A 25,602-nucleotide genomic window follows, 5' to 3' on the forward strand; every position below is an offset into this window, starting at 1 on the left:
CGGCCGACCCGACGGCGCGCGGGCCGGTATGACCACGGCGCCGGAGCGGCGGTGATCGGCACCCGCCGCCCCGTGACGTCGCTCAGTCGGCGGCGCGTACCGGGAGACCCGTGTCGGGGCGCCCGTTCTGCTGCGGCCCGATGCCGCGGGGCTCGAACGTGTTGACCATCGCGTAGGCGGCGCGCTCGAGGTAGTCCCAGAGGGGCGCCTCGAACGCGGGCGGCAGCGCGATCTCGTCGACGGCGGCGCGCATGTGCCGAAGCCACCGGTCGCGGGCGTCGGGATCGACGTGGAACGGCATGTGGCGCATGCGCAGACGCGGATGACCTCGAGTCTCGCCGTAGGTCGCCGGCCCACCCCAGTACTGGGCGAGGAAGAGCGTCAGACGTTCGGCCGCCGGCCCGAGGTCTTCTTCGGGGTACATGGGCTTGAGCACCTCGTCGCCGGCCACGCCGCGGTAGAACGCATCGACCAGGTGACGGAAGGTGTCCATGCCGCCGACCTGGTCGTAGAAGCTGATGGGTTCGGTCACGACTGCTCCTCCTGGTCGGCACGGACGGCCGGAGGCGTCGGCTTGGCGACGTCGGCCCCGGGCACCTCGGCGCCCGGGAGATCCAGGGTCGCCGTCGGGGTCTCGTCGCGCACGGCCTTCTTCTTCGTCTTCGTGGGGACGGCGTCGTCGTGGTCGTCGGCGGTGTCGGACGACTCGATCCGGCGGCCGCGGGGCTTCCAACGCGGGCGGTCGGCGCCGGGCGCCACCGGCGTCTCTTTCGTCTTCGGCGGGTGCGCGCCGCGCACGCTCTGCGCGCCCTCGGGCCCGCTGAGCATGATGGAGTTCAGCTGGGGCAGGGCGATGCCCATCGCATCGATCGCACGCTTGAGGCGCGCGCGCAGCTCGCGGGCGACGTCGTCCTTGGCACTCGAGCGCGTCTTCATGACCAGGCGGATGACGAGAGCGTCACCGCTGATGGACTCGAGGCCCCAGATCTCGGGCTGCTCGATGATGCGCGAGCGCCATTTGGACTCTTTCGACATCGTCTTCGCCGCGGCGAGCATCGCCGTCTCGACGTCGTCGATGTCGGCGTCGGTGGGAACGGCGAGGTCGATGATGACGCGCGACCAGCCCTGCGACATGTTGCCGATGCGGGTGATCTCGCCGTTGCGGACGTACCAGAGCGTGCCGTTGACGTCGCGGACGTGGGTGATGCGCACGCTGACGAACTCGACGATGCCGGTCGCCAGGCCCAGGTCGACGACGTCGCCGATGCCGATCTGGTCTTCGGCGACGATGAAGATGCCGTTGAGCACGTCTTTGACGATGTTCTGCGCGCCGAAACCGAGGCCGGCACCGACGGCGGCCGTGAGCAGGGTGAGCGAGGCCAGGGCGTTCGGCGCGACGATCCCGGCGACCCACACGAGCGCCACGATCACCAGGATGACGTTGACGATGTTCTGCAGGATCGTGCCGAGGGTGCGCGTGCGCTGCACGAGTCGCACCGCGCTGAGCGGGGACCGGTCGAGGGCCTGGGTGTCGTCGACGCGCGCCTTGCTCTTCGCGCCGTTGACGATGCGGTCGACGACGCGACGGATGATGACGCGCAGGATCCAGGCGGTCACGGCGATACCGACCACGATCCCGAGGATCTGCAGCAGAACGCCGCCGAACCCGAGCAGCTGAGAGCCGATCCAGGTCCAGGTATCGATGTTGGTCAGATCACCGGGGGAGGTGATGGCGGGCGAGGGGGTCGGTTCGGGGACTTCGGCGAGAACAGACATCCGTCACAGCGTAACGACGGATGCCTCGGCGCTGGCTGAGCGTCGAGGCATCCGTGGTGGGGAGGAGGGGTCAGACGTCGCGCGACCGCAGGGAGATCCAGCCCAGCACGAGCGGCGCGAGGGCCCACGCGGCCAGGGTGAGGGCGCCTTGGCCGAGTTCCGTGCCGCCGGGCGTGGTGAGCTGCACCGCGGCGTTGACCGGGAGGTAGTCGGCCGCGTCGAGGATCCACTGCCAGCTCGGTCCCGCGAACGAGAACAGGCTGAACACGATGGGCAGCACGAAGAGCACCCCGACCGTGGCCGCGATGGCACCGGCGCCGCTGCGGATGACGAAGCCGAAGCCGAGACCGATCAGCGTGAAGGCCGCCATCGACACGACCCCCAACGCGAGAGGGACCAGGGACTCCGAGGGCGTCGACCAGTCGAGGCCCGTGCTGACCAGCGGCGCGGTCACGGCGATCGCCACCGCGTAGATGACGACGGTGGTCACGGCCATGACGAGTGCGACGACGAGGGCCTTGGCCACCAGCACCGCCCCCCGACGGGGTTCGGCGGTGAGCGTCGAACGGATCATGCCGGTCGAGTACTCACCCGTGATGACGATCGCACCGAGGATGCCGGCGACCAGCATCGTGAACTGCGTCGGCGCCAGGATCACGTTCGCCGCGGGGAAGCCGCCGCCGATGTCGCTCGAGGCCGCGGCGATCAGCAACGAGATCCCGACCGACAGGGCGGCGGTGACGCCGAGCGACCACCAGGTGGAGCGCAGGGTGAGCATCTTGATGCTCTCGCTCTTCATCAGGTGGATGAAGCTGAGGCGGTGCGCGGTCGAGGCGTGGGCGTGGGCCCGCGTGGTCGGCGCGGAAGCGACGGCGGTCATGCGATCTCCTTGGTCTTGTACTCGACCGAGTCGTCGGTGAGGGCGAGGTAGGCGTCCTCGAGCGAGCCCGCTCGCGGGGTCAGTTCATAGAGGGGGATGCCGCGAGCGGCGGCGAGGTCGCCGACCGTCTGCGCCGTGACGCCGGTGATCTGGGCGGCACCGGGCTCGGTGGCCGTCACCGTGGCATCCGGGATCTGCAGGGCCGAGACGAGGTCGGCCAGGCGCGGGGAGCGCACGAGCAGGGTCGTGGTGGTCCAGGTGCCGACGAGGTCGGCGAGCGGCGCATCGGCCAGGACACGTCCGCGGCCGAGCACGATGACGTGGTCGGCGGTCTGCGCCATCTCGCTCATCAGATGACTCGACAGCAGCACGGTGCGACCCTCGCCCGCCAGATGGCGCACGAACTGGCGCACCCACCGCACGCCCTCGGGATCGAGGCCGTTGACCGGCTCGTCGAGGATGAGGGTGTGCGGGTCGCCGAGGAGAGCGGCGGCGATTCCGAGACGCTGGCCCATACCGAGCGAGAACTTTCCCGCCCGCTTGCCGGCGACCGAGCCGATGCCGGTGAGCTCGATCACCTCGTCGACGCGGCTGCGCCCGATGCCGTGCGTCGCGGCCATGGCGCGCAAGTGGTTGCGCGCCGAGCGTCCGGTGTGGATCGCCTTGGCGTCGAGCAGCACGCCGACCTCGGTGAGGGGGGAGCGCAGACGGCGGTAGTCCTGCCCGCCGACGGTGACCGAACCCGTCGAGGGACGGTCGAGACCGACGATCATGCGCATGGTGGTCGACTTGCCCGCGCCGTTGGGGCCGAGGAAGCCGGTGACGCGGCCGGGGGCCACGGTGAACGAGACGTCGTCGACGGCGGTCTTGTCGCCGTAACGCTTGGTGAGGTGCTCTGCAACGATCATGCCTTCACGCTACGGAGGCGCCCCGGGCGGGGGCATCCTCCCAGGGGATGATCCGGGTCCACCCGGGGATGACCCGCGAACGACGAATGCCCCCTCCCGGTGAGGGAGGGGGCATTCTGAGGAGCTCGATTACTGCGAGTCGCGCTCCTGGACCGACAGCGCACGCTCCACGCCGGCGAGGTTCTCGCCGACGAGGCGGCGCAGCGCCGGGGCGGCGTCGGCGTTCTGCGTCAGCCAGGCGCGGGTCGCATCGCGCAGGGCGGTGTTCGCGAGGGCGGCGGGGTACAGACCCACGATCAGGTACTGCGCGATCTGGTAGCTGCGCGACTCCCAGATCGGCAGCAGCATCGCGAAGTACGGCTCGACGAAGTCGGCCAGCACGTCGACCGTAGCCGGGTGCGTGAAGCCGAGGGCGGTCGAACGCACGATCGTGTTCGGCGCGTCGGCGTTGTCGATGAGCGAGTTCCACGCCTGCTGCTTCGCCTCGTGCGTGGGCAGCGAGGCCTTCGCCTGGGCGGCGAGCTCCCCACCCTTCGAGGTGTTGTCGGCCGCGCGGGCCGCGTCGATGTCGTCGGCCGACACCGCGCCGGCCGTAGCCAGCGAGATGAGCAACTGCCACGACAGGTCGGTGTCGATCTCGAGGCCGTCGAGCACCGTCTCGCCCGAGCGCAGGGCCCGCACCGTCTCGGCGTGCGCCGGAGTCGAGGCCGCCGAGGCGAACGCGGTGACGAACTGCAGCTGGCTGTCGCTGCCGGCCTCGGCGGCCTGGGCGAGCGCCCAGAGGCCGTCGGCGACGCGTGCACGAGCCGCCTCGCGCGACGCGGGCGTCACGTACGAGTTGGCGGCGAGCTGCAGCTGACCGAGCGTCGTGCGCACCGTCGTGGACTCGGTCTCGGAACCGATGTTGCGCAGCACGAGATCCAGGTAGTCGGTGGCCGAGGACTCGGCATCCCGGGTCTGATCCCAGGCGGCGCCCCAGACGAGCGAGCGGGCCAGCGGGTCGGAGATGTCCTTGAGGTGGGCGATCGCCGTGGCGAGCGAGCGCTCGTCGAGGCGGATCTTCGCGTAGGCCAGGTCGTCGTCGTTGAGCAGCACGAGATCGGGACGACGGATGCCGCGGAGCTCGGCGACCTCGGTGCGGTCACCGTCGACGTCGATCTCGACGCGGTGCACGCGCTCGAGCGCTCCGGCGTCGTTGAGCGAGTAGAAGCCGACGCCGAGGCGGTGCGGACGGATGGTGGGGTAGTCGGCGGGCGCCGTCTGCACGATCGCGAAGCGCGAGATGGTGCCGTCGGAGCCCTCTTCGATGAGCGGCGAGAGCGTGTTGACGCCCGCCGTCTCGAGCCACTTCTTCGACCAGTCGCCCAGGTCTCGGCCGCTGGTGGCCTCGAGCTCGACGAGCAGATCGCCGACCTCGGTGTTCGACCACTGGTGCTTCTGGAAGTACGCGCCGACCCCGGCGAAGAACTGCTCGATCCCGACCCAGGCGGCGAGCTGCTTGAGCACCGACCCGCCCTTGGCGTAGGTGATGCCGTCGAAGTTGACCTGCACGTCTTCGAGGTCGGTGATCTCGGCGACGACCGGGTGGGTCGAGGGGAGCTGGTCCTGACGGTAGGCCCAGGTCTTCTCCATCGCGTTGAAGGTGGTCCAGGCGGCTTTCCACTCGGTGGCCTCGGCGGTGGCGATCGTCGACGCCCATTCGGCGAACGACTCGTTGAGCCAGAGGTCGTTCCACCACTTCATGGTGACGAGGTCGCCGAACCACATGTGGGCGAGCTCGTGCAGGATCGTCACGACGCGGCGTTCCTTGACCGCGTCGGTGACCTTGCTGCGGAAGACGTAGGTCTCGGTGAAGGTCACCGCGCCGGCGTTCTCCATCGCGCCGGCATTGAACTCGGGCACGAAGAGCTGGTCGTACTTGGCGAACGGGTATGGGAACCCGAACTTCTCCTCGAAGTACGCGAAGCCCTGGCGCGTCTTGTCGAAGACGTAGTCGGCGTCGAGGTGCTGCCAGAGGCTCTTGCGGGCGAAGACGCCGAGGGGGATGACGCGGCCGTCGGCGCTGGTCAGCTCCGAGAAGGTCGCCTCGTACGGACCCGCCACGAGCGCGGTGATGTACGACGAGATGCGGGGCGTCGGGGGGAAGTCCCAGCGGGCGGTGTCGTCGCCGACGGCGACGGGCTCGGGCGTGGGGGAGTTGGAGACGACCTTCCAGCGCGCGGGGGCGGTCACCGAGAACGTGAAGGCGGCCTTGAGATCGGGCTGCTCGAACACCGTGTACATGCGGCGGGAGTCGGGAACCTCGAACTGCGAGTAGAGGTAGACCTCGCCGTCGACGGGATCGACGAAGCGGTGCAGGCCCTCGCCGGTGTTCGTGTACTCGCAGTCGGCCTCGACGACGAGCTCGTTCTCGGATGCCAGCTCGTCGAGCGCGATGCGCGAGTCGACGAACACGGCGGCCGGGTCGAGGGATCGGCCGTTCAGCGTGACGGAGTGCACGGTGCGCGCGATGAGATCGATGAACGTCGATGCGCCCTCGGTGGCGGCGAAGGTGACGACGGTGCGCGAGGAGAAGACCTCGTCGCCGCGGGTGAGATCGAGCTGCACGTCGTAGGCGTGCGTGTCGACGACGGCGCGGCGTTCCTGCGCTTCGATGCGGGTGAGGTTCTCTCCTGGCACTGGCGTACTCCCTGGGATGAGGGTGGATCGTCGCAGATCGAGCGCTCTCGCGGGTGACGACGGACGCCGTCGGCGACGATGACAACCAGATAAGCCTAGTCACGAGATAACCCGCGCCCGGGCTCGCCATGCAGGTGCGAGGATGTCTGCGTGAGCACGACCGACACGGACACCACCCCTGAACCCGTCCTCTATGCCTCGCCCGCCGCGGCGTCGGGGCCCAAGTGGGTCGAGACGCCCGTCGCGTACGACGGCATCCTCCTCGCCGGATTCGGCGGCCCGGAGGGGCAGGACGACGTCATCCCCTTCCTCCGCAACGTCACGCGCGGACGCGGCATCCCCGACGAGCGCCTCGAAGAGGTCGCCCATCACTACCGCCACTTCGGCGGGGTCAGCCCCATCAACGAGCACAACCGCGAGTTGAAGGCGGCTCTGGAGGCGGAGATCGCTGCGCGCGGGCTGGGCCTGCCCGTCTACTGGGGCAACCGCAACTGGGCGCCCTACCTCGAAGAGGCCGTGACCGAGGCCGCCGAGGCCGGCCACACCACTCTTCTGGCGATCGCCACGAGCGCGTACAGCTCGTTCTCGAGCTGCCGGCAGTACCGCGAGGACTACGCCCGCGTGCTCGAGTCGACGGGGCTCGGCGAGACCGTGACGATCGACAAGGTGCGCCAGTTCTTCGACCACCCCGGCTTCGTCGACACGTTCCTGCGCGGAGTGACGGATGCCGTGGCCGGCTTCGTCGCCGACGGGATCGCGCCCGAGAAGATCCGCGTGCTGTTCTCGACCCACTCCATTCCGATGGCCGACGCCCAGCGCTCGGGCCCCCGTGACGTCGAGTTCGGCGAGGGGGGCGCGTACGAGGCCCAGCACAAGGCCGTCGCGGAGGTCGTCATGGCCGCTGTCGCCGACGCCGTCGCCGAGGTCGAGTGGGAGCTCGTCTACCAGTCGCGCTCCGGCCCGCCCACGCAGCCCTGGCTCGAGCCCGACGTCAACGACGTGATCGCCGAACTCCCCGGCCGCGGGGTCGAGGCCGTCGCGATCGTGCCGCTCGGCTTCGTCAGCGACCACATGGAGGTGCTCTGGGACCTCGACACCGAGGCCATGGAGGCCGCCGAGGAAGCCGGCATCCGGGCCGTCCGCACGCCCACCCCCGGCGTCGACCCGGCCTACGTCTCGGGCCTCGTCGACCTCGTCGAGGAGCGACTGAACGGCACTCCGAAATCGGAACGCCCGCACCTGACCGACCTGGGGCCGTGGTATGACGTGTGCCGCCCCGGCTGCTGCGAGAACATCCGCGCCGGGTTCAAGCCCGTCGCCGCGGGCGTTCGCCCCTGACCCGATCCGACGCCGCCCGCTCTCTCTTCCGGGGAGCGGGCGGCGTCGTCGCGTCCGCCCCCTGATGTCGGCGGCCGTCAATAGGATGAGCGCATGCGCATCCACATCGGCACCGATCACGCCGGTCTCGAGTTCTCGACCCAGATCCAGCACCACCTCGCCGCCCAGGGGCACGAGGTCGTCGACCACGGCCCCCTCGAGTACGACCCGCTCGACGACTACCCGGCCTTCTGCATCCGCGCCGCTCAAGCGGTCGTGCGTGATCAGGCCGACGGCGTCGACGCGCTCGGCGTCGTCTTCGGCGGCTCGGGCAACGGCGAGCAGATCGCCGCGAACAAGGTGCTGGGCGTGCGCGCCGCGCTGGTGTGGAACGTGTCGACCGCCGAGCTCGCGCGCGAGCACAACGACGCCAACGTCATCTCGATCGGCGCGCGTCAGCACACGTTCGACGAGGCCGCATCGTTCATCGACCGCTTCATCGCGACACCGTTCTCGGGCGAAGAGCGCCACGCGCGCCGGATCGGCCAGCTCGCGGCGTACGAGCAAGACGGCGTGCTGCTGCCCGACCCGCGGGCGGCTCGCGGCGAGAACACCCTGACCGACGCCAGCGACTCGTTCGACCCCGAGGCAGGCTGATGCCCGAGGGGCATTCCGTCCACCGCATCGCGCGGCAGTTCGACCGCAACATCGTGGGGCGCGTCGTGGCGGCATCCAGCCCCCAGGGTCGTTTCGTCGAGGGCGCGTCGGTGCTCGACGGGCGCGAAGCGGTCGAGGTGCGGGCCGTCGCCAAGCAGATGTTCCTGCGGTTCGACGGTGACGTGTGGCTTCGCGTGCACCTGGGCATGTACGGCGCGTGGGACTTCTCGGGCGAGGTGGCGCTCGACGCGACGATCGCCTCGGCGAACGGCCGCATGGGGCACACCAACCAGCGCGGCACGACGTTCGACGACGCGCCGATCCTCGACGCCGCGGGCGAGAACTCCCTGAGCTCGATCGGTGCCCCCCGGCGCGCGCGGGTGCGCATGTCGGAGCAGACGACCGGTCTCGACGAACAGGTCGAGTGGCCACCGCCTGTGGTCGGCGCCGTGCGGCTGCGTCTTCTCACCGAGACGACGTGCGCCGATCTGCGCGGCCCCACGGCCTGCGTGCTGCAGACGCCCGACGAGGTGGCGGCGACGATCGCGAAGCTCGGCCCCGACCCTCTCGTCGACGACGTCGCCGAGGGCGAGGAACGCTTCACCGCGACCGTCAAGAAGAAGCCCACCGCCATCGGCCTGCTCCTGATGGATCAGGCCGTGGTCAGCGGAATCGGCAACGTCTACCGCGCCGAGATCCTGTTCCGCGCCCGGCAGAACCCGCACACGCCTGGCCGCGACGTGCCCGAAGAGGTCGTCCGCGGCATGTGGCGCGACTGGGTGCGACTGCTGTCGATCGGCGTCGAGACCGGCCAGATGATGACGATGGACGACCTCGACCCAGAGGCGTATCGCCGTGCCATGGCCCGTCGCGACGACCGGCACTGGGTCTACCACCGCGCGGGTCTGCCGTGCCGCGTATGCGGCACCGACATCGTGATGGAAGAGGCGGCGGGGCGCAAGCTGTACTGGTGCCCACGCTGCCAGGCCTGATCTGCCGGGGCCAGCCACGTCGACGAGCCCGGTGCCTCGCGCGCCGCGTCGGCGGATGAGCCTGGTGAAGCCCGCCGCGTTCTAGGCTGATCCGGTGCGCCAGAACCCCAGCTTCGCGATGACCGACGTCGGTGAGATCCGGCGTCTCATCGACCGCCACCCGTGGGTCACCCTCGTCGGTCAGGGCGACGACGGTCTCGTCGCCTCGCACTATGCGGTCATGCTCGACGACCAGCGAGACGACCTGACCATCGTCGGGCACGTCGGCAAGCCCGACGACGCGATCCTCGGTCTCGGCGACCGCGAGCTGCTCGTGGTGGTGCAGGGCCCGCACGGATACATCACTCCCCGGTGGTACGGCGACGTGCCCGCCGTCCCCACCTGGAACTTCGTGTCGGCGCACCTCTCCGGCATCCCGGAGATCCTGACGCCCGGCGAGAACCTCCGCGTACTCGAACGTCTCGTCGAGCGGTTCGAGGGCGACGCCGACGACGCGCGGACCCTGTACGCCCTGCCGAACGACGCGACGTTCGTCGAACGCCTCGAGCGCGGCACCGTCGGCTTCCGCCTGACACCCACGCGGGTCACGGCCAAACGCAAGCTGAGCCAGAACAAGAGCGCCGAGGTGGTCGAGACCATCATCGCGGGGCTGTCCGCACAGCACCCCGAGCTCGCCGGCGAGATGCGCCGCGCCGAAGACGCCCGGGGACGCGCGTGATCGGCGAGCACGTCGGATTCCTCCGCGCCGTGCGGGTGGCGGGGCCGGGTCGTGAGTTCCTCCCCACCTCGGAGCCCGTCGACCTCGTCATCGCCGACGGGGTGATCGCCGACATCGCCCCCACGGGGAACCTCCGGCCCACCGGCGTGGTGGTGGACGGGGAGGGCGGCTGGCTGCTGCCCGGCCTCTGGGACCACCACGTGCACGTGCTGCAGTGGGCCCTGGTCGCCGAGCGCGTGCCGCTCGGCGAGGTCGCCTCGGCGCGCGATGCCGCATCGATCATGGCGTTCGCCCCCGAGAGCGACGGACGCCGCATCGGCGTCGGCTTCCGCGACGGGCTGTGGCCCGACGAGCCGAGTCTCGCCCTGCTCGACGCCGCGACCGGAGACGGGGCGACCTACCTCGTCAACGCCGACGTGCACAGCGTCTGGATGAACAGCGCCGCGTTCCGTCGCGAGGGCTTCGAGCCCGTGGCATCCGGGATGCTGCGCGAAGAGGACGCCTTCGAGATCTCGCGCCGACTCAACGCCATGGAGCCGGACCGTGCCGACGACGCCGTCGAGCGCATGGCTCGCGCCGCCGCGGCACGCGGGATCGTCGGACTCGTCGACCTCGACATGACGTGGAACGACGAGCCCTGGCAGCGGCGGGTCGCGCGGGGCTTCGATACGCTCCGCGTCTCGTACGGCACCTACCCGCAGCACCTCGACCGCGCGATCGCCGAGGGCCTGCGCACCGGCGACCGGGTGCGCGGGGCGGCGCACGACCTCGTGCGCGTCGGACCGCTGAAGGCCATCACCGACGGGTCGCTCGGAACCCGCACGGCGGCGTGCGCCCACCACTACCCGGGTGAGATCGGCAACCACGGACTGCTCACCGTGCCCCCCGACGCCCTCGTCGACATGATGACGCGGGCGACCGCCGCGGGGCTCGAGTGCGCGATCCATGCCATCGGCGACGTCGCGAACGCCCACGCTCTCGACGCGTACGCACGCACCGGTGCGGTGGGCACCATCGAGCACGCGCAGCTCGTCGCGCACGCCGACATTCCGCGTTTCGCCCGGCTGGGCGTCGCGGCGAGCGTGCAACCCGAGCACGCGCTCGACGATCGCGACATGACGGATGCCATCTGGGCCGAGCAATCCGCGCAGCCCTACCCCCTGCGCGCCCTGGTCGACAGCGGGGCGAACGTGCGGTTCGGCTCCGACGCGCCCGTGGCGTCGCTGGATCCGTGGGCGGCGATGGCGTCGGCCGTGTTCCGCACGCGCGACGGGCGCGACGCCTGGCACCCGCACCAGCGGATCGACATCGACACCGCCATCGCGGCATCCACCGCCGGAGGATCGACGGCGCCGGCGCAGATCAGTCCCGGGGCCCTGGCGGATCTCGTCATCGTGGGCGACGATCCGCACGCCGCCGACGAGCGGGGCCTGCGCGCCATGACGGTGCGCACGACGCTGCTCGCGGGGCGCGTGACGCACGGCGCGTGACGCACACGTCCTCGCCGCTTCGGATTCGCGCGCGACGACACCCCCGGCGTCTTGTGCGCGGGGACGACGAAGGGGGCGGCGCCGAAGCACCGCCCCCTTCGTGGAGGAATTACGCCGCGAGGTGGGCGAACAGGAACCAGCGGTCCTTGTCGAGACCGCGCTTGATCTCGATGGCGACGTCCTGGCTCGTCATGTCGAGCTCGTCGAGGCCCTCGATGGCGGCTTCGATGTCGAGCAGCACGGCGTCGATGTCGGCGATGACGGCGCGGATGACGACGTCGGACTGCGCGAAGCCGGCGGGCACCTCGGTGGCCTTCGCCTTGGCCGCGACCGTCGACAGGCGCGCGTCGATGGGCAGGCCCAGGGCGACGATACGCTCGGCGGCCAGGTCGGCCCAGTCCTGCGCGTGAGCCACGACCGTGTCGAGCAGCTCGTGCACGCCGATGAAGTTGGATCCGCGGACGTGCCAGTGCGCCTGCTTGCCGTTGACGACGAGCGCCTCGAGGCCGATCACGACGGGGGACAGGAACTGCGCGGTGCCGGACGCCATGGTGGAGTCGACGGTGGTGGCGGCGGCGGTGTGAACGGTGCTCATGTTTGCTCCTTAGGCGACGTTCGAAGTCTCGATGGATGCAACGCTACTCAGTCGCGGACATTCCGCAAGCAAGATGAGGCTCGGCTAAATACCTGATGAATAGGCAATCCTCACCTATGCTCCCGCCTTCTCGTCGCCAGCGCGAGCCCCGCTCCCACGGCTCCGGCCGCCACGAGCGCGACGGCGGCGAGCGGGTCCGTGCCCCGCCCCGTCCGGGGCAGCGCATCGCCGGGCGATCGGGGCGAGTCCGGGTCGGCGCCCTCGACGTGCTCGCTGAGCCGCACGACGGGCGTGGCGCTCGTCGCCGCCCGTCGCATGTCGTTGCCCGCCGCGGCATCCATCCGCACGCCGATCGCGATGCGCACCGTTCCGCCGGCCGGGATGACGGCGCTGCGCCATTCGGCGCCCGGCGCGACCGTCTGATCGTCGACGGCGAGTCGCAGGGCCCCCGCCAAGGTGGGGCGCGTGCCGTCGGCGCCCGGGAGGTCGAGGCGAACCGCAGCGCGAGCGGGATCGCTGCTGACGTTGCGGATCCACACGGGCGTGGTGAGCGTGATTCCCGGTGCGAGACGGCCGAGATCGTCGATCGGGCGCAGCGAGCCGTCGGAGACGAATCGGATGCCATCGGCGCTGAGCTGCAGGTTCGCCTCCGCCGCGTCGCGGGACGCGGCCGCCGGCTCCCCGGCTCTCGCTGGCGCTGGAGCGACGAAGGGGGTGAGAGCCGCGACGGCGACGAGCACGGCGAGCGTCGCCGCGGCAGCCCGCCGACGCCGGGTCCGCACCACGTCTGTGACCAGCAGCGCGACGCCGTACCCGACGATGAGGACCCCGACCACGGCGACGATCGCCCCTCGGTCGTGCCCGCCCAGCAGCACACCCGGATACCCGAGGTACGGCACCGCCATGATCACCGTGCCGCGCAGTTGCTCGCGCTGCACGGGGGGATCGTCGACATCGTTGGCGTCGCCGCGTGTCACGAGCAGCCGGTCTCCGCCCGTGCTGCTCGTCGTCCCGACGACCCGGTGCGTGACGACCGCGGGGTCGCCCGAGCGGATCTGGTACGTCACGACGTCGCCGATCCGCACGTCGTCGATCGACGCGGCGCGCACCGCGATCATGGTGCCGGGCGGCATCCCGGGCTGCATGCTCCCGGTGAGCACGGTGTAGGTCTGAGCCCCGAGCAGGTTCGGGATGACGATGGTCAGCAGCGCGAACAGGGAGAGGACCAGGATGACGACCGTGCCGACGACCGAACGCAGACGGGGCCCGCGGGAGCGCGGGCGGGGGTGGGCCTCGCGCGTGGAGCGTCGGGTCAGGTTCCCTGACACTTCAGCCCTCCGGTCAGCAGACCACCGAGCAGGCTCGACAGCACGACGGGCTGTGCGTTGCCGGCCGCGGATTCCCACGCACCGACGCGGGCTTTGACGGTCACGAGGACCGACCCCCCGGTGAGGAGGGAACCGAGGGCCAGACCGAGGTTCTCGAGCAGCGAGCCGCGCACCTCGAAGAACAGGTTCGTCTGGTTCTGGCTGAGCGATGTTGTGCTGCTGTTGACGGTGTTCCCGAGCGTCACGTCGTAACCGGTCGCGCCCTCGACGCTCGCCCATTCGATCCGCGCGGCGCGGGGGCTCGACGTCACGTTCTTGCACTGCGTCACGGGTGCGGCGAGCGAGCCCGTCGATAGCGAGAACGCGGGCGCCGCGGCGGTCGACTGCCAGGCGGCCTCTGCGGGCGGAGCGGTCAGACCCCAGAGGAACGACAGGGCGACGGCGCCGGCGATCACCGACCGGCCCCCCGGCGACAGCCCCGTCACGAGAGCACCTGATCGGCCGTCACCGTCATCGACGGCGAGATGGCTGTGTTCTGCGCGGTAGACGGCGCGTCTGCGCGCAGCGTCACCCGCAGGCACAGGTCGACCGACTGTCCCGTCCTCAACCCTCCCGCCGGGGCGTAAGAACCCCCCGGCGGGATCACGGTGCCGCTCCCGCACGCTCCGACGAACACCTGCGTGGTGACCCACGTCGACTGGGTCGTCGGCGTCGCGCTGAGCTTCCAGCGGAGCGTCGTCCCGCTCCCCGTCGCGGTGACTCGCAGCGTCGCGGTGTCGCTCACGCCGCTCGGGTACAGCGGCTTCCACGCCGACCAGGAACCCACCCACTGCGTCGCGAGGGCCAGGTCACCGGATGCCACGACCCCCGCGGCGAGGGGCACGCGGCTCTGCCAGAACGCCTGCGCCGCGGTGGTCCCCCCACCGAGCACGAGGACCGTCGCCAGCATCGCTCCCCAGCGCAGCCGTCGCGGGACGCCGTCGTCACGCTGCGACATGCCGAGGCCCGTGTCAGGAGGTCGCCTGCGACAGCGCGAAGGCCACACCGTTGAGGTCGACGGTGCTGTTGACCCCGTTTCGCTGGTCGGTGGTGGAGCGGAACGTGATGGTCAGAGTGGCGGTCACCGTCGCATCGGTGTCGCCGGTGATGCGGTAGGTGTTCGGGGTGGTCTCGGCGCCGAGGCCCGGCACCGTCAGGTCCACGTCGAGATAATCCGCGAGCGCACCCGTGGTGAAGTCGTCGCCGAGGGCCGCGGTGAGGTCCGCGGCGATGGTGTCACCCTCCAGCGTCACGGTCAGCGGTTGCGACAGCGTCAGCACGTCGCCCGGAACCAGTCTCACATCGCCCAGGTCTGCCTCGTCGACGGCCGTGGCCGGCTGCAGTGCGCCCGCCAGGGTCCACGAGCCCGCCCCCAACGTCAGGTCGAGGTCTCCCGACTCCACGGTGCCGGCGCTCAACGCGGTCTCGGTCGACCAGTACGCGTACGTGCCGGCGCCACCGAGCAGGAGGGCGGTGCCGGCGGCGATCGCGAGGATCGCGACGCCTCGAGGGTGGCGCCGAACCGAACGGGTGCGGGTGGCGGGGGATGTTTCAACGGTGCGGGACATGATGTTCTCCAGGGCGGGATGCGGCTGCGGTGCGGGACCGAACCTATGAGCGCCGCCCGTCCGCGGCGCTACCGGTTTCGCCTTCCCGGTAGGCGAAGCGGCGCTCGCCGGTAGTCGGGCCGCGCGTGCGGCCAGTAGTCGCGGGTCGTTAGGGTCGGGCCATGACCATCGCTCGCGACGCCGTCGTGCTCGCCCTTCCCGATGCCGCTCCCGAGATCGACGACACCGCGTTCGTGGCATCCGGAGCCCGAGTCGTGGGGGACGTGCGACTGTCGACGGATGCGAGCGTCTGGTACAACGCGGTTCTGCGGGGCGACAGCGCGACGATCACCGTCGGCGCCCGGAGCAACGTGCAGGACAACGTCTCGGTCCACGTCGACGCCGGACGCCCCGTCGTCATCGGCGCCGACGTCTCGGTCGGACACAACGCCGTCGTGCACGGGTGCACCATCGGCGACGGTTCGCTGATCGGCATGGGGAGCGTGATTCTGTCGGGTGCCGATATCGGTCCCGGCTGCCTCATCGCCGGGGGAGCGGTCGTGCTCGAGGGCACCGTCGTGCCGGCGGGATCGCTCGTCGCAGGCGTTCCGGCCCAGGTGCGTCGCGCGCTGACCGACGAGGAGCGCGCGAAGATTCTGCGGAACGCCCAGACGTACGTGGCGCACACTGCTCGGCATCGCACCGCGTCGCCGGTCACGGACCTCGATCAAGACCCGGACATGTGGACGGACTGACCCGGGGCGAGCGAATCGACGCGTCCGACGGGTGAAGTTCCGCGGCTCTGACGGGGGTCCGCGCCGGGACTGTGGTGTCGTGGCGAGTGGTGTCGCTGTCGGCGATGCCGTCGCCGCCCGGGAGCCGCCATCTGCGCAACCGCCTCGTCGATCCGCCGTGAGCGGGTCCGTCTCGCAGCGGCGCGCGGATCGTGGCCGCGCGGGTCCTGGCGGCGAGCAGTGCTCTACGCCGCCTGCGGATTCGACGTACCCACGGAGGCGCAGGCGGGCCTCGAGCTCGATCTGTCGCTGGGCGGGTGGGCCGGCCCCGAGCAGCAGCGCGACGCGTAGTCTCGCGAGATGCACATCACGACGCTCCGCCCCGACGAGGTCTTCGTGTTCGGATCGAACGCGTCCGGGGCGCACGGCGGAGGAGCCGCGCGGTTCGCCCTGGACCGTTTCGGAGCGGTCTGGGGCCAGAGCGAGGGGCTGCAGGGGCAGGCCTACGGCATCGACACGATGTCGGGACTCACGGTGTTCGAGGAGCAGGCACGGCGATTCGTCGCTTTCGCGGCGGATCACCCGCATCTGCGGTTCCTCGTCACCGAGGTCGGGTGCGGGATCGCAGGATATCGACCCGCGCAGGTGGCCGGGTTCTTCGCGGGAGCCGGGCAGAACGTCGTGCTGCCGGAATCGTTCCGCGAGGAGAGTCGTCGGCGATCGGATGACGATGCGGAGAATCCCTAGGCGCGGGACGGGTGGAGGGGCTGACGAGAATCGAACTCGCATCATCTGTTTGGAAGACAGAGGCTTTACCACTAAGCTACAGCCCCGAAATCCGGCGACTCGAGGAGTCGCGGAATCGGACTTCTCTACTCTACGACACCCGTGGGAGTGCCTCCGACACCATGCGGGGGCACTCGTGCACGGGCGGGTGGCTCCTCGGCATCCGGAGGACCGGCAGGAAGTGCCGCCCGCGGACGCATCCTGAGCGGATCAGACAACCCCGCCGCAGAGAAACCGGCGTGCCCAGGCCGATCGACTAGACTTTCCTCGGTCGTTTCGTCGGCGCGTGCCGCGCGTCGCCCCGGGGCGTAGCTCAGCTTGGTAGAGCGCCCGCTTTGGGAGCGGGAGGCCGCAGGTTCAAATCCTGTCGCCCCGACGTCACGGCCCCACAGACCACAGGCCCAATCGGCCCCCGCGTGCGCGCGGGCCACACGAGGAGAACGAACCGCATGGTCAACAGCACCGTCGAGAAGCTCAGCCCCACCCGGGTCAAGCTCCACATCACGGTCTCGCCCGACGAGCTCAAGCCGAGCATCGCTCACGCCTACGAGCACATCGCGCGCGACGTGCAGATCCCCGGCTTCCGCAAGGGCAAGGTCCCCGCCCCGATCATCGATCAGCGCATGGGCCGCGGCGCGGTCATCGAGCACGCCGTCAACGAGGGCCTCGACGGTTTCTACCGCGCGGCCGTCGACGACCAGGAACTGCGCGTCATCGGTCGCCCCAACGCCGAGATCATCGAGCTCCCCGAGCTCAAGGACTTCTCCGGTGACCTGGTCATCGACGTCGAGGTCGACGTGCGCCCCGAGTTCGACCTCCCCGCCTACGACTCCCTCACGGTGACCGTCGACGCGGTCGAGGCCGATGAGGCCGGCATCGACGCCGAGCTCGACCGCCTTCGTGCGCGCTTCGGCACGCTCGTCACGGTCGACCGCCCCGCGACCACCGGTGACTTCGTCGAGCTCGACCTGGTCGCCACCATCGACGGCGCCGAGATCGACCGCGCCGAGGGCGTCTCGTACGAGGTCGGCTCGGGCGAGCTGCTCGAGGGCATCGACGAGGCCATCGAATCGCTCACCGCCGACGAGCAGACCACGTTCCGCTCGAAGCTGGTCGGCGGTGACCACGCGGGCGAAGAGGCCGAGGTCGCGGTGACCATCACCGCCGTCAAGGAGCGCGAGCTCCCCGACGCCGACGACGACTTCGCGCAGATGGCGTCGGAGTTCGACACGCTCGCGGAGCTCCGCGAGTCGCTGAGCGAGCGCGTGTCGCAGCAGGCCGTGTTCACGCAGGGCTCCGCCGCGCGTGACAAGTTCATCGAGGCCCTGCTCGAGGCCGTCGACATCCCGGTTCCGCCGGCGCTCATCGAAGACGAGGTGCACACGCACCTCGAGGGCGAGAACCGCCTCGAAGACGACGAGCACCGCGCCGAGGTCACCGAGGCGAGCGAGAAGCAGTTCCGCACGCAAATGGTGCTCGACAAGATCGCCGAAGACGCCAACGTGCAGGTGTCGCAGGACGAACTCACGCAGTACCTGATCCAGTCGGCCGCGCAGTACAACATGGCGCCGCAGGACTTCGTCAACGCGCTCCAGCAGGGCAACCAGCTGCCCGCGCTCGTCGGTGAGGTCGCCCGCAACAAGGCCCTCGCGATCGCGCTCGGCAAGGTGTCCGTCGTCGACACGAACGGCAAGGCCGTCGACCTGACCGGCTTCGTCGCCGTCGAGGGCGAAGAGCCCACCGAGGGTGACGACGAGGTCGTCGAAGAGGCGCAGGAGATCGCGGACGCCGCGGCCGACGCCGACGCCGTCGTCGAGGCCGAGGAGGCTCCCGTCGAGGAGGCCCCGAAGAAGGCTCCCGCCAAGAAGCGCGCGCCCGCCAAGAAGAAGGCAGACGACAAGGCCGCCGAGAGCGAGTAAGTCGTGACGAGGGGGCGGGTGCTACGGCATCCGCCCCCTTTCCCGTTCCCGGACTCTCTGTTGAGTGTCCAAGACACGCCGCGCGCCGCGCGCTCTGAGCGGCGAGTCTTGGACACTCAACAGGGGGTTTGCGCCCCGGAGGGATACGCGCGGGACGGCGCGCGGGCCGCGGGCCGAAACCCGGGAGTGCGCACGCGGGGCGTAAACCCGAGGGTTCGCACCCGGGCGCGAACCCCCGGGGGTGCGCACCCGGGCGCGAACCCCCGGGGGTGCGCGTGCGCGCGGGGCGGCGCGCCGGGCGCCGGCCCCGAATGCTGTTGAGTGTCCAGGACACGCCGCGCCCAACTTCGGTGATGCGGCGTGTTGTGGACACTCAAGTGAGAAGGACGACGCCGAGAGGGCGGAGCGACGACATGGACGACTGGCAGGACCGAGTGGATGCCGTGTGGGCAGACGAGACGCTCGAACCCACCGCGGTGATCGCACGGATCGACGAACTGGCCGCCGAGCGGCCCGACGACGACGCCGTCGCGCTGTTCGAGCGAGCCGGCGCACGGGACTCCGCGGGCGTCGAGAACGAGGCGGAGGTGCTCTACCGCCGCGCGCTCGCCCTCGGCCTCGACGACGAGCGACGCACCCGCGCCACCATCCAGCTGGCGAGCACGATCCGCAACCTCGGCAAGACCGAGGAGGCCCTGGCGCTGCTCCGCGCCGAGTACGAGCGCGAACCGCGCGGACCGCTGCACGATGCCGCCGCGGCGTTCTACGCCCTCGCGCTGGTGTCGACCGGTGCGCCCGAGCAGGCGGCATCCATCGCCCTCCGGGCCCTCGCGCCGCACCTGCCGCGCTATACCCGCTCGGTGACCGGGTACGCGCAAGAAATCGCCGACGGATCCCGCTGATCCGCCCGCGGCGAACACGGCATCCCGGCCCGCGGCCCGCCGGTAGATTCGTTGCAGATCACCGGAAGAGGAGCACACATGCCCGAACCCCTTATGGCAACTAGCGTCTTCGACAGGCTGCTGAAGGACCGCATCATCTGGCTCGGTTCCGAGGTGCGCGACGATAACGCCAACGAGATCTGCGCCAAGATCCTGCTGCTGGCCGCAGAGGACTCGCAGAAGGACATCTACCTCTACATCAACTCGCCCGGCGGCTCCATCACCGCCGGCATGGCCATCTACGACACGATGCAGTTCGTCCCGAACGACATCGTGACCGTCGGTATCGGCATGGCGGCGTCGATGGGTCAGCTGCTGCTGACCAGCGGCACCAAGGGCAAGCGCTACATCACGCCCAACGCGCGCGTTCTGCTGCACCAGCCGCACGGCGGCTTCGGCGGAACGTCGAGCGACATCCAGACGCAGGCGCAGCTCATCCTCGACATGAAGCGTCGTCTGGCAGAGATCACCGCCGCGCAGACGGGCAAGAGCGTCGAGCAGATCAACGCCGACGGCGACCGCGACCGCTGGTTCAGCGCCGCCGAGGCTCTCGAGTACGGCTTCGTCGACCACATGCGCGAGCACGCCACCGACGTCACCGGCGGCGGCGGGACCGCGGCCTGAGGCCGAGAGGAAAGGACACCGACATGAACATCCCCACTTTCGGCGGCGCAGCGTCGCACATGCCCAGCAGCCGCTACGTTCTTCCTCAGTTCGAGGAGCGCACGGCCTACGGCTACAAGCGCCAGGACCCGTACAACAAGCTGTTCGAAGACCGCGTGATCTTCCTCGGCGTGCAGGTCGACGACGCGTCGGCCGACGACGTGATGGCCCAGCTTCTCGTTCTCGAGTCGCAGGACCCCGACCGCGACATCATCATGTACATCAACTCGCCCGGTGGCTCGTTCACGGCCATGACGGCGATCTACGACACGATGCAGTACGTCTCGCCGCAGATCCAGACCGTCGTGCTCGGTCAGGCCGCGTCGGCAGCCTCCGTGTTGCTTGCCGCCGGTGCCCCCGGCAAGCGCCTGGCGCTGCCGAACGCCCGCATCCTGATCCACCAGCCCGCCATGGGCGAAGCGGGTCACGGGCAGGCGTCCGACATCGAGATCCAGGCGCAGGAGATCCTGCGCATGCGCACCTGGCTCGAGCACACGATGGCTCACCACACCGGCCAGGACGTCGCGAAGATCAACAAGGACATCGACCGCGACAAGATCCTGTCGGCGCAGGAGGCCCTCGAGTACGGCCTCGTCGACCAGGTGCTGACCACGCGCAAGCGCATGCCCGCGGCTCTCACCGCCTGACGCGCTTCTCGTCTCGAAGCCCCGCAGACCCGTTTCGGTCTGCGGGGCTTCGTCGTTCCTCGCGCGACTCGCCAAGAATGGTCCCTCGAGGGTGGTCCGCAGCGACATATCTCGGCGACTCGCGCGCGGGAAACGGGGGAGAGAACGGATGCCGGCGTCCGCCCTGGGCGATCACGACACCGCCGCGGCCCCAAATGCCCTTGGTTCGTACGGGCACGGGTTAGGCTCGGGTACACACCGGCGGGGGCCGGGTGACAGGAGGAACCGGCATGGCACGTATCGGTGAAAGCGCCGACCTGTTCAAGTGCTCCTTCTGCGGCAAGAGCCAGAAGCAGGTGCAGCAGCTCATCGCCGGTCCCGGCGTGTACATCTGCGACGAATGCGTCGAGTTGTGCAACGAGATCATCGAAGAGCGCATGGCCGAGTCCTCGGCGGGAGAAGTCGCCGAGTTCGACCTCCCCAAGCCCCGCGAGATCTTCTCGTTCCTCGAGGAGTACGTCGTCGGTCAGGAGGCCGCCAAGCGTGCCCTCGCCGTCGCCGTCTACAACCACTACAAGCGCGTGCGCTCGCACGGCACCCTGCAGCCCGCCGAGGCGCGTGCCGAAGAGATCGACATCGCCAAGAGCAACATCCTGCTGCTCGGTCCCACCGGCTGCGGAAAGACCTACCTCGCGCAGACCCTGGCCAAGCGTCTCAACGTGCCGTTCGCGGTCGCGGATGCCACGGCGCTCACCGAAGCGGGATACGTCGGCGAAGACGTCGAGAACATCCTGCTGAAGCTGCTGCAGGCCGCCGACTTCGACGTCAAGCGCGCCGAGACCGGCATCATCTACATCGACGAGGTCGACAAGATCGCCCGCAAGGCCGAGAACCCCTCGATCACGCGCGACGTGTCGGGCGAGGGCGTGCAGCAGGCCCTGCTGAAGATCCTCGAGGGCACCGTCGCGTCGGTTCCCCCGCAGGGCGGGCGCAAGCACCCGCACCAGGAGTTCATCCAGATCGACACGACGAACGTTCTGTTCATAGTGGCCGGCGCCTTCGCGGGGCTGGAAGAGATCATCTCCGCCCGCGTCGGCAAGCACGGCGTCGGTTTCGGCGCCCCGCTCCAGCGGAAAGAAGATGCGCCCGACCTCTTCAGCGAGGCGCTTCCCGAAGACCTGCACAAGTTCGGTCTCATCCCCGAGTTCATCGGTCGCCTTCCCGTCGTGGCATCGGTCTCGCCGCTCGACCAGGACGCGCTGATGGAGATCCTCACCGCCCCGCGCAACGCCCTGGTCAAGCAGTACCAGCGCATGTTCGAGCTCGACGGCGTGCAGCTGGAGTTCGACGAAGACGCGCTGCGCGCCATCGCCGACCTCGCGGTGCTGCGCAAGACGGGTGCCCGCGGTCTGCGCGCGATCCTCGAAGACGTGCTCGGACCGATCATGTTCGATGTGCCCTCGGCCGATGACATCGCCAAGGTGGTCATCACGCGGGCGTCGGTCGAAGACCGTGTGCCGCCGACGATCGTGCTCGCGCAGAAGCGCCGGAGCGCCTGAGCGCGAACGCCCGGCTCGTCTCGCCTGAGAAGATCGGGACCGTTTCGAACGACGGCGGCGCCGTAGCGCGAGCGTCCGCACACGCGGTCCTGCACCGGCGGTGACCAGACGAGCCGTGGCGTCGGCGAGCGATGTCGGAGGTGGCCGCTAACCTCGCGACATGGTCAGCGTCACACCCTTTCGAATCTCCGTTCCCGAGCACGACCTCGTCGACCTCCGAGAGCGTCTGCGCCGTTCCCGGCTGCTCCCGGATTCCCCGGGCCGACCGGCCTCGGGCATGACGGCCGACTACCTCGCCGAGCTGGTGGAGTCCTGGGCCGACTTCGACTGGCGCGCCCGCGAGGAGTGGCTGAACGCGCACCCGCAGGTGCTCGTCGACGTCGAGGGGGCGACGTTGCACGCCGTCCACCTCCGCGCACCCGACCCCGAGGCGCCGGCCCTGCTCGTCATGCACGGGTGGCCGCACACCTTCGCGCTGCAGCTCGACTTCGCGGAACGCCTGCAGTCTCGCATGCATGTCGTGGTCGTCAGCCTGCCCGGGTTCGGTTTCTCGACGCCCTATCGGGAGGGGCCGATGACCGATGAACGGCTGGTGCGGTCCGTGCACGAACTCATGACCGAGCATCTCGGATACGAGACGTACGTCACCTACGGCGAAGACGTCTCGGCGTCGATCAACGACCTTCTGGCGGTGCGGTATCCGAATCAGGTGACCGGCATCATCGCGACGCACCCCCACTTCGCCGCCCCGAGTGACGCGACCCTGTCCGCGGTCCCCGAGGTGCAGGCGTTCCGGGCTCATCTGGAGCGCGAGCGCGCATCGGGCGGCGCGTACAGCCACGCGCAGGCGACACGGCCCGACACCCTGGCGGTCGGACTGAACGACTCGCCCGCAGCGCTGCTGGCGTGGATCGTCGAGAAGTTCGTCGAGTGGGCCGACGTCGACACCGACGATCCGCGCTCGCTCGAGACGCGCATCTCCCGCGAGAGGATCCTCACCGAGGTGACCCTCTACTGGGTCACGCAGACGATCGCGACGTCGTTCCGGCCCTACTTCGACCATCACTCCGCCGACGCCGAGCCCGCCGCGACGACGACCGTGCCGGCTGCGGTCTTCATCCAGCGCCATGAGGCCGACTACCCCGAGGTGATGGCTCGGGCGTTCTACCGCGACCTGCGGGTGTTCGAGCGCCTGTCCGAGGGCGGTCATTTCGCCGCGGCCGAGGTGCCGGAGGCGTTGGCGCAGCGCGTCGGCGACTTCGTCGAGTCGCTCACCGGCTGAGCGTGCTCGGTGACGTCCCGCCGTGGCCCCGCCCACGCCCGTCGGCGGCGAGGGCCACGGCGGGACGCCTCAGCCCGTGAGACCGCGGCGCTCCAGCAGCGGCTGGATGTCGGCGTCGCGCCCGCGGAAGTCGCGGTAGGCCGCCAGCGGATCGCCCGAGCCGCCGACGCCGAGCAGGCGCTGCCGGAACCGATCGCCGTTCTCTCGGCGCACGCCACCGTTGGCGCGGAACCACTCGACCGTGTCGGCGTCGAGCACCTCGCTCCAGATGTACGAGTAGTAGCCCGCGCTGTACCCGCCCGAGAACACGTGGGCGAAGTACGTCGACGAGTACCGGGTCGGCACCGCCGGGATGTCGAGGCCGATGTCCGCCAGAGCGGCGGCCTCGAACTCGGCGACGTCGATCTCGGCCGCCGCCTCGTCGACGGACAGGCCGTGCCAGGCCTGGTCGATCCACGAAGCCGCCAAATACTCGCTCGTGGCGAAGCCCTGGTTGAACGCCTCCGACGCGTGCAGGCGCTCGACGACGTCAGCGGGGAGGGGCTCGTCGGTGTCGATGTGGCGGGCGTAGTTCGTCAGGACCTCGGGCCAGAGGATCCACATCTCGTTCACCTGGCTGGGGAACTCCACGAAGTCGCGGTGCACGGCGGTACCGGCGAAGTGCGGGTACGTGACCGTCGCGAAGAGCCCGTGCAGAGCGTGGCCGAACTCATGGAACAGCGTGGTGACCTCGTCGAGGCTCAGCAGCGTCGGCGTACCGGGCGCGGGCTTGTTGACGTTGAGGTTGTTCACCACCACGGGCGCGGTGCCACGCAGCGCCGACTGCGTGACGATCGAGTTCATCCACGCGCCGCCCCGCTTGGTGTCGCGGGTGTACAGGTCGAGCAGGAACAGGCCCAGCTCGCTGCCGTCGGCGTTGTGCACCTCGAACACGCGCACGTCGGGGTGATAGCCCTGCAGGTCGTGCCGCTCGCTCACGCGGATGCCGTACAGCTGCTCCGCGGCGAAGAACACGCCGTCGCGCAGCACGCGCTCCGCCTCGAACCAGGGCCGGAGTGCCGCACGATCGAGGTCGTACTCGGCTGCCCGAACCCTCTCGGTGAAGAACGCCCAGTCGTGCGCCTCGATCTCGATGTCGTCGGCGTCGGCGATGCGCTGGAGCGCGGCCTGCTCGGCGCGGGCATTCGCCGCGGCGGGGGCAGCCAGGCGGCGCAGCAGCTCGTGCACGGCGGTGGGCGAGCCGGCCGTCTGGTCGGCGAGGATGGCCGCGGCGTGCGACGGGTACCCCAGCAGGGCGGCACGCTCGGCGCGCAGTCGCACGATGTCGCGCAGCACCGCACGGTTGTCGTGCGCGTTGCCGCGGGTCCCGCGCGAGCGGGAGGCCTCGAGCAGGCGTCGGCGACTCTCACGGTTGGTGAGCGACGCCAGGTAGGGGTGACCGGTGTACAGGGTCAGGGTGACGACGTAGCGGCCCTCGAGACCGCGGGCGGTCGCCGCCTGGGCTGCGGCCGACAGTTCGCCGGCGCCGAGACCGTCGAGCTCGGCGACGTCGTCGAAGACGACCGCGAGGTCGTTCGTGTCGGCGAGCAGGTTCTTCTCGAAGGCGGTGGTGAGCACCGACAGCCGCTGATTGAGGTCGGTCAGCTGGGCCTTCTGCGCATCGTCGAGACCGGCGCCGGCGAGGGCCATCTCGCGGTGGTGGCGTTCGACGAGGTACCGGCTCTCGGGATCCAGCTCGAGGTCGTCGAGGGAGGAGTGCACCGCCGCGATGCGGGCGAACAGGGCCGCGTCGAGCTGAATGGCGTCGCCGTGCGCGGCCAGGAGCGGCGCGAGTTCTTCCTCTACGGCCTGGATCTCGGGCGTTCCGTCAGCCGACGACACGGTGTAGAATGCCCTCGCGACGCGGTCGAGCAGGTCACCGCTGCGCTCGAGCGCCAGGAGTGTGTTCTCGAACGTCGGAGCATCGGTCTGCGCCGTGATGGCGTCGACCTCGGCCCGGTGGGCGTCGAACGCCGCGCGGAACGCGGGGAGGTAGTGCTCGGCGCGGATGCTGCCGTAGGGCGGCAGGTCGTAGGGGAGAGCGGGCGGTGAGAGGAGGGGATTGGTCACGGCATCCGTCATCGTTCCAGCGTAGTCACGCGTTCAGCGACCGGATGCAAAGAAGTG

The 25,602-nt window shown here is 70.1% G+C and carries 24 protein-coding genes and 2 tRNA genes; 14 read left to right on the forward strand and 12 right to left on the reverse strand.

The genetic code is table 11. The features are described 5' to 3' along the window. Positions 1-82 precede the first annotated feature (82 nt). The 5 genes from ASG45_RS10425 to pepN form a co-directional block, all read right to left on the reverse strand. The gene (locus ASG45_RS10425; protein WP_082516559.1) at positions 83-532 is read right to left on the reverse strand and encodes a globin domain-containing protein; all 450 of its coding nucleotides are present in this window, start codon (positions 530-532) and stop codon (positions 83-85) included. Then, positions 529-1,776 carry a mechanosensitive ion channel family protein gene (locus ASG45_RS10430; protein WP_055836815.1) on the reverse strand — a complete coding sequence of 416 codons (1,248 nt, stop codon included), beginning with the start codon at positions 1,774-1,776 and terminating at the stop codon, positions 529-531. Before ASG45_RS10430 ends, ASG45_RS10425 begins: the two co-directional genes overlap by 4 nt. A gap of 70 nt (positions 1,777-1,846) precedes the next feature. Then, entirely contained in the window at positions 1,847-2,656 is an 810-nt protein-coding gene (locus tag ASG45_RS10435) for an ABC transporter permease (RefSeq protein WP_055836818.1), read from the reverse strand. Next, positions 2,653-3,564, reverse strand: coding sequence for an ABC transporter ATP-binding protein (locus ASG45_RS10440; protein ID WP_055836821.1), 912 nt, complete (start codon positions 3,562-3,564; stop codon positions 2,653-2,655). The genes ASG45_RS10435 and ASG45_RS10440 overlap by 4 nt, the downstream gene beginning before the upstream one ends. Positions 3,565-3,693: 129 nt before the next feature. Beyond that, the gene (pepN, locus tag ASG45_RS10445) at positions 3,694-6,243 is read right to left on the reverse strand and encodes an aminopeptidase N (protein WP_055836824.1); all 2,550 of its coding nucleotides are present in this window, start codon (positions 6,241-6,243) and stop codon (positions 3,694-3,696) included. Between the two features lie 150 nt (positions 6,244-6,393). Between pepN and ASG45_RS10450 the strand changes: the two genes are divergently transcribed. The 5 genes from ASG45_RS10450 (at position 6,394) to ASG45_RS10470 (ending at position 11,417) form a co-directional block, all read left to right on the forward strand. Then, positions 6,394-7,581 carry a ferrochelatase gene (locus ASG45_RS10450; protein ID WP_055836825.1) on the forward strand — a complete coding sequence of 396 codons (1,188 nt, stop codon included), beginning with the start codon at positions 6,394-6,396 and terminating at the stop codon, positions 7,579-7,581. A gap of 93 nt (positions 7,582-7,674) precedes the next feature. Beyond that, entirely contained in the window at positions 7,675-8,217 is a 543-nt protein-coding gene (locus tag ASG45_RS10455; protein ID WP_055836828.1) for a ribose-5-phosphate isomerase, read from the forward strand. Next, on the forward strand, positions 8,217-9,209 hold the full coding sequence (locus ASG45_RS10460) for an Fpg/Nei family DNA glycosylase (protein ID WP_055836831.1): 993 nt from the start codon (positions 8,217-8,219) through the stop codon (positions 9,207-9,209). Before ASG45_RS10455 ends, ASG45_RS10460 begins: the two co-directional genes overlap by 1 nt. 94 nt (positions 9,210-9,303) lie before the next feature. Beyond that, entirely contained in the window at positions 9,304-9,927 is a 624-nt protein-coding gene (locus tag ASG45_RS10465) for an FMN-binding negative transcriptional regulator (RefSeq protein WP_200943411.1), read from the forward strand. Beyond that, complete coding sequence (locus tag ASG45_RS10470) at positions 9,924-11,417, forward strand: amidohydrolase (protein WP_055836835.1); 1,494 nt, start codon at positions 9,924-9,926, stop codon at positions 11,415-11,417. The genes ASG45_RS10465 and ASG45_RS10470 overlap by 4 nt, the downstream gene beginning before the upstream one ends. A gap of 109 nt (positions 11,418-11,526) precedes the next feature. Here ASG45_RS10470 and ASG45_RS10475 read toward each other — a convergent pair whose 3' ends face one another. The 5 genes from ASG45_RS10475 to ASG45_RS10495 all read right to left on the reverse strand — a co-directional run bounded on the left by ASG45_RS10475 (position 11,527) and on the right by ASG45_RS10495 (position 14,947). Beyond that, on the reverse strand, positions 11,527-12,012 hold the full coding sequence (locus tag ASG45_RS10475; RefSeq protein ID WP_055836838.1) for a Dps family protein: 486 nt from the start codon (positions 12,010-12,012) through the stop codon (positions 11,527-11,529). Between the two features lie 110 nt (positions 12,013-12,122). Further along, positions 12,123-13,340, reverse strand: coding sequence for a signal peptidase I (locus tag ASG45_RS10480; RefSeq protein ID WP_055836840.1), 1,218 nt, complete (start codon positions 13,338-13,340; stop codon positions 12,123-12,125). Next, complete coding sequence (locus ASG45_RS16390) at positions 13,325-13,825, reverse strand: hypothetical protein (RefSeq protein WP_055836845.1); 501 nt, start codon at positions 13,823-13,825, stop codon at positions 13,325-13,327. The genes ASG45_RS10480 and ASG45_RS16390 overlap by 16 nt, the downstream gene beginning before the upstream one ends. Beyond that, positions 13,822-14,337 carry a hypothetical protein gene (locus ASG45_RS10490; protein ID WP_055836848.1) on the reverse strand — a complete coding sequence of 172 codons (516 nt, stop codon included), beginning with the start codon at positions 14,335-14,337 and terminating at the stop codon, positions 13,822-13,824. The genes ASG45_RS16390 and ASG45_RS10490 overlap by 4 nt, the downstream gene beginning before the upstream one ends. Before the next feature lie 13 nt (positions 14,338-14,350). Then, positions 14,351-14,947, reverse strand: a complete 597-nt coding sequence (locus tag ASG45_RS10495; protein ID WP_055836851.1) for an alternate-type signal peptide domain-containing protein — start codon at positions 14,945-14,947, stop codon at positions 14,351-14,353. Positions 14,948-15,108: 161 nt separating this feature from the next. Here ASG45_RS10495 and ASG45_RS10500 point away from each other — a divergent pair, with 161 nt between their 5' ends. Beyond that, positions 15,109-15,681 (forward strand): gamma carbonic anhydrase family protein, encoded by a 573-nt coding sequence (locus ASG45_RS10500; RefSeq protein ID WP_055836854.1) that lies wholly within the window; start codon positions 15,109-15,111, stop codon positions 15,679-15,681. 339 nt (positions 15,682-16,020) lie between these two features. After that, a complete protein-coding gene (locus ASG45_RS10505) occupies positions 16,021-16,407 on the forward strand; it encodes an A1S_2505 family phage non-structural protein (protein ID WP_055836858.1) in 387 nt (128 codons plus the stop codon). Positions 16,408-16,419: 12 nt separating this feature from the next. On the opposite strand, the gene ASG45_RS10510 is transcribed toward ASG45_RS10505, so the two are convergent. Continuing rightward, positions 16,420-16,493, reverse strand: a tRNA-Gly gene (locus ASG45_RS10510). 255 nt (positions 16,494-16,748) lie between these two features. Here ASG45_RS10510 and ASG45_RS10515 point away from each other — a divergent pair. From ASG45_RS10515 to ASG45_RS10545, 7 genes are all read left to right on the forward strand, one after another. Then, positions 16,749-16,822 (forward strand) — tRNA-Pro (locus ASG45_RS10515). Between the two features lie 73 nt (positions 16,823-16,895). Beyond that, on the forward strand, positions 16,896-18,365 hold the full coding sequence (tig, locus tag ASG45_RS10520; RefSeq protein WP_055836861.1) for a trigger factor: 1,470 nt from the start codon (positions 16,896-16,898) through the stop codon (positions 18,363-18,365). A 413-nt stretch (positions 18,366-18,778) separates the two neighbouring features. Continuing rightward, positions 18,779-19,267, forward strand: coding sequence for a tetratricopeptide repeat protein (locus ASG45_RS10525; RefSeq protein WP_055836863.1), 489 nt, complete (start codon positions 18,779-18,781; stop codon positions 19,265-19,267). Between the two features lie 78 nt (positions 19,268-19,345). Continuing rightward, positions 19,346-19,930: an ATP-dependent Clp protease proteolytic subunit gene (locus ASG45_RS10530; RefSeq protein ID WP_055836866.1), complete on the forward strand. Its 585-nt coding sequence runs from the start codon at positions 19,346-19,348 to the stop codon at positions 19,928-19,930. Between the two features lie 23 nt (positions 19,931-19,953). Then, positions 19,954-20,616 (forward strand): ATP-dependent Clp protease proteolytic subunit, encoded by a 663-nt coding sequence (locus ASG45_RS10535; RefSeq protein WP_055836869.1) that lies wholly within the window; start codon positions 19,954-19,956, stop codon positions 20,614-20,616. A gap of 269 nt (positions 20,617-20,885) precedes the next feature. After that, positions 20,886-22,154 (forward strand): ATP-dependent Clp protease ATP-binding subunit ClpX, encoded by a 1,269-nt coding sequence (gene clpX, locus ASG45_RS10540; RefSeq protein WP_055836872.1) that lies wholly within the window; start codon positions 20,886-20,888, stop codon positions 22,152-22,154. 160 nt (positions 22,155-22,314) lie between these two features. Continuing rightward, entirely contained in the window at positions 22,315-23,436 is a 1,122-nt protein-coding gene (locus ASG45_RS10545) for an epoxide hydrolase family protein (RefSeq protein WP_055836874.1), read from the forward strand. 69 nt (positions 23,437-23,505) lie between these two features. On the opposite strand, the gene ASG45_RS10550 is transcribed toward ASG45_RS10545, so the two are convergent. Next, positions 23,506-25,557 carry a M3 family metallopeptidase gene (locus ASG45_RS10550; protein WP_055836877.1) on the reverse strand — a complete coding sequence of 684 codons (2,052 nt, stop codon included), beginning with the start codon at positions 25,555-25,557 and terminating at the stop codon, positions 23,506-23,508. Positions 25,558-25,602 lie beyond the last annotated feature (45 nt).

The organism is Microbacterium sp. Leaf436 (assembly GCF_001424715.1).
Taxonomy (GTDB): Bacteria; Actinomycetota; Actinomycetes; order Actinomycetales; family Microbacteriaceae; genus Microbacterium.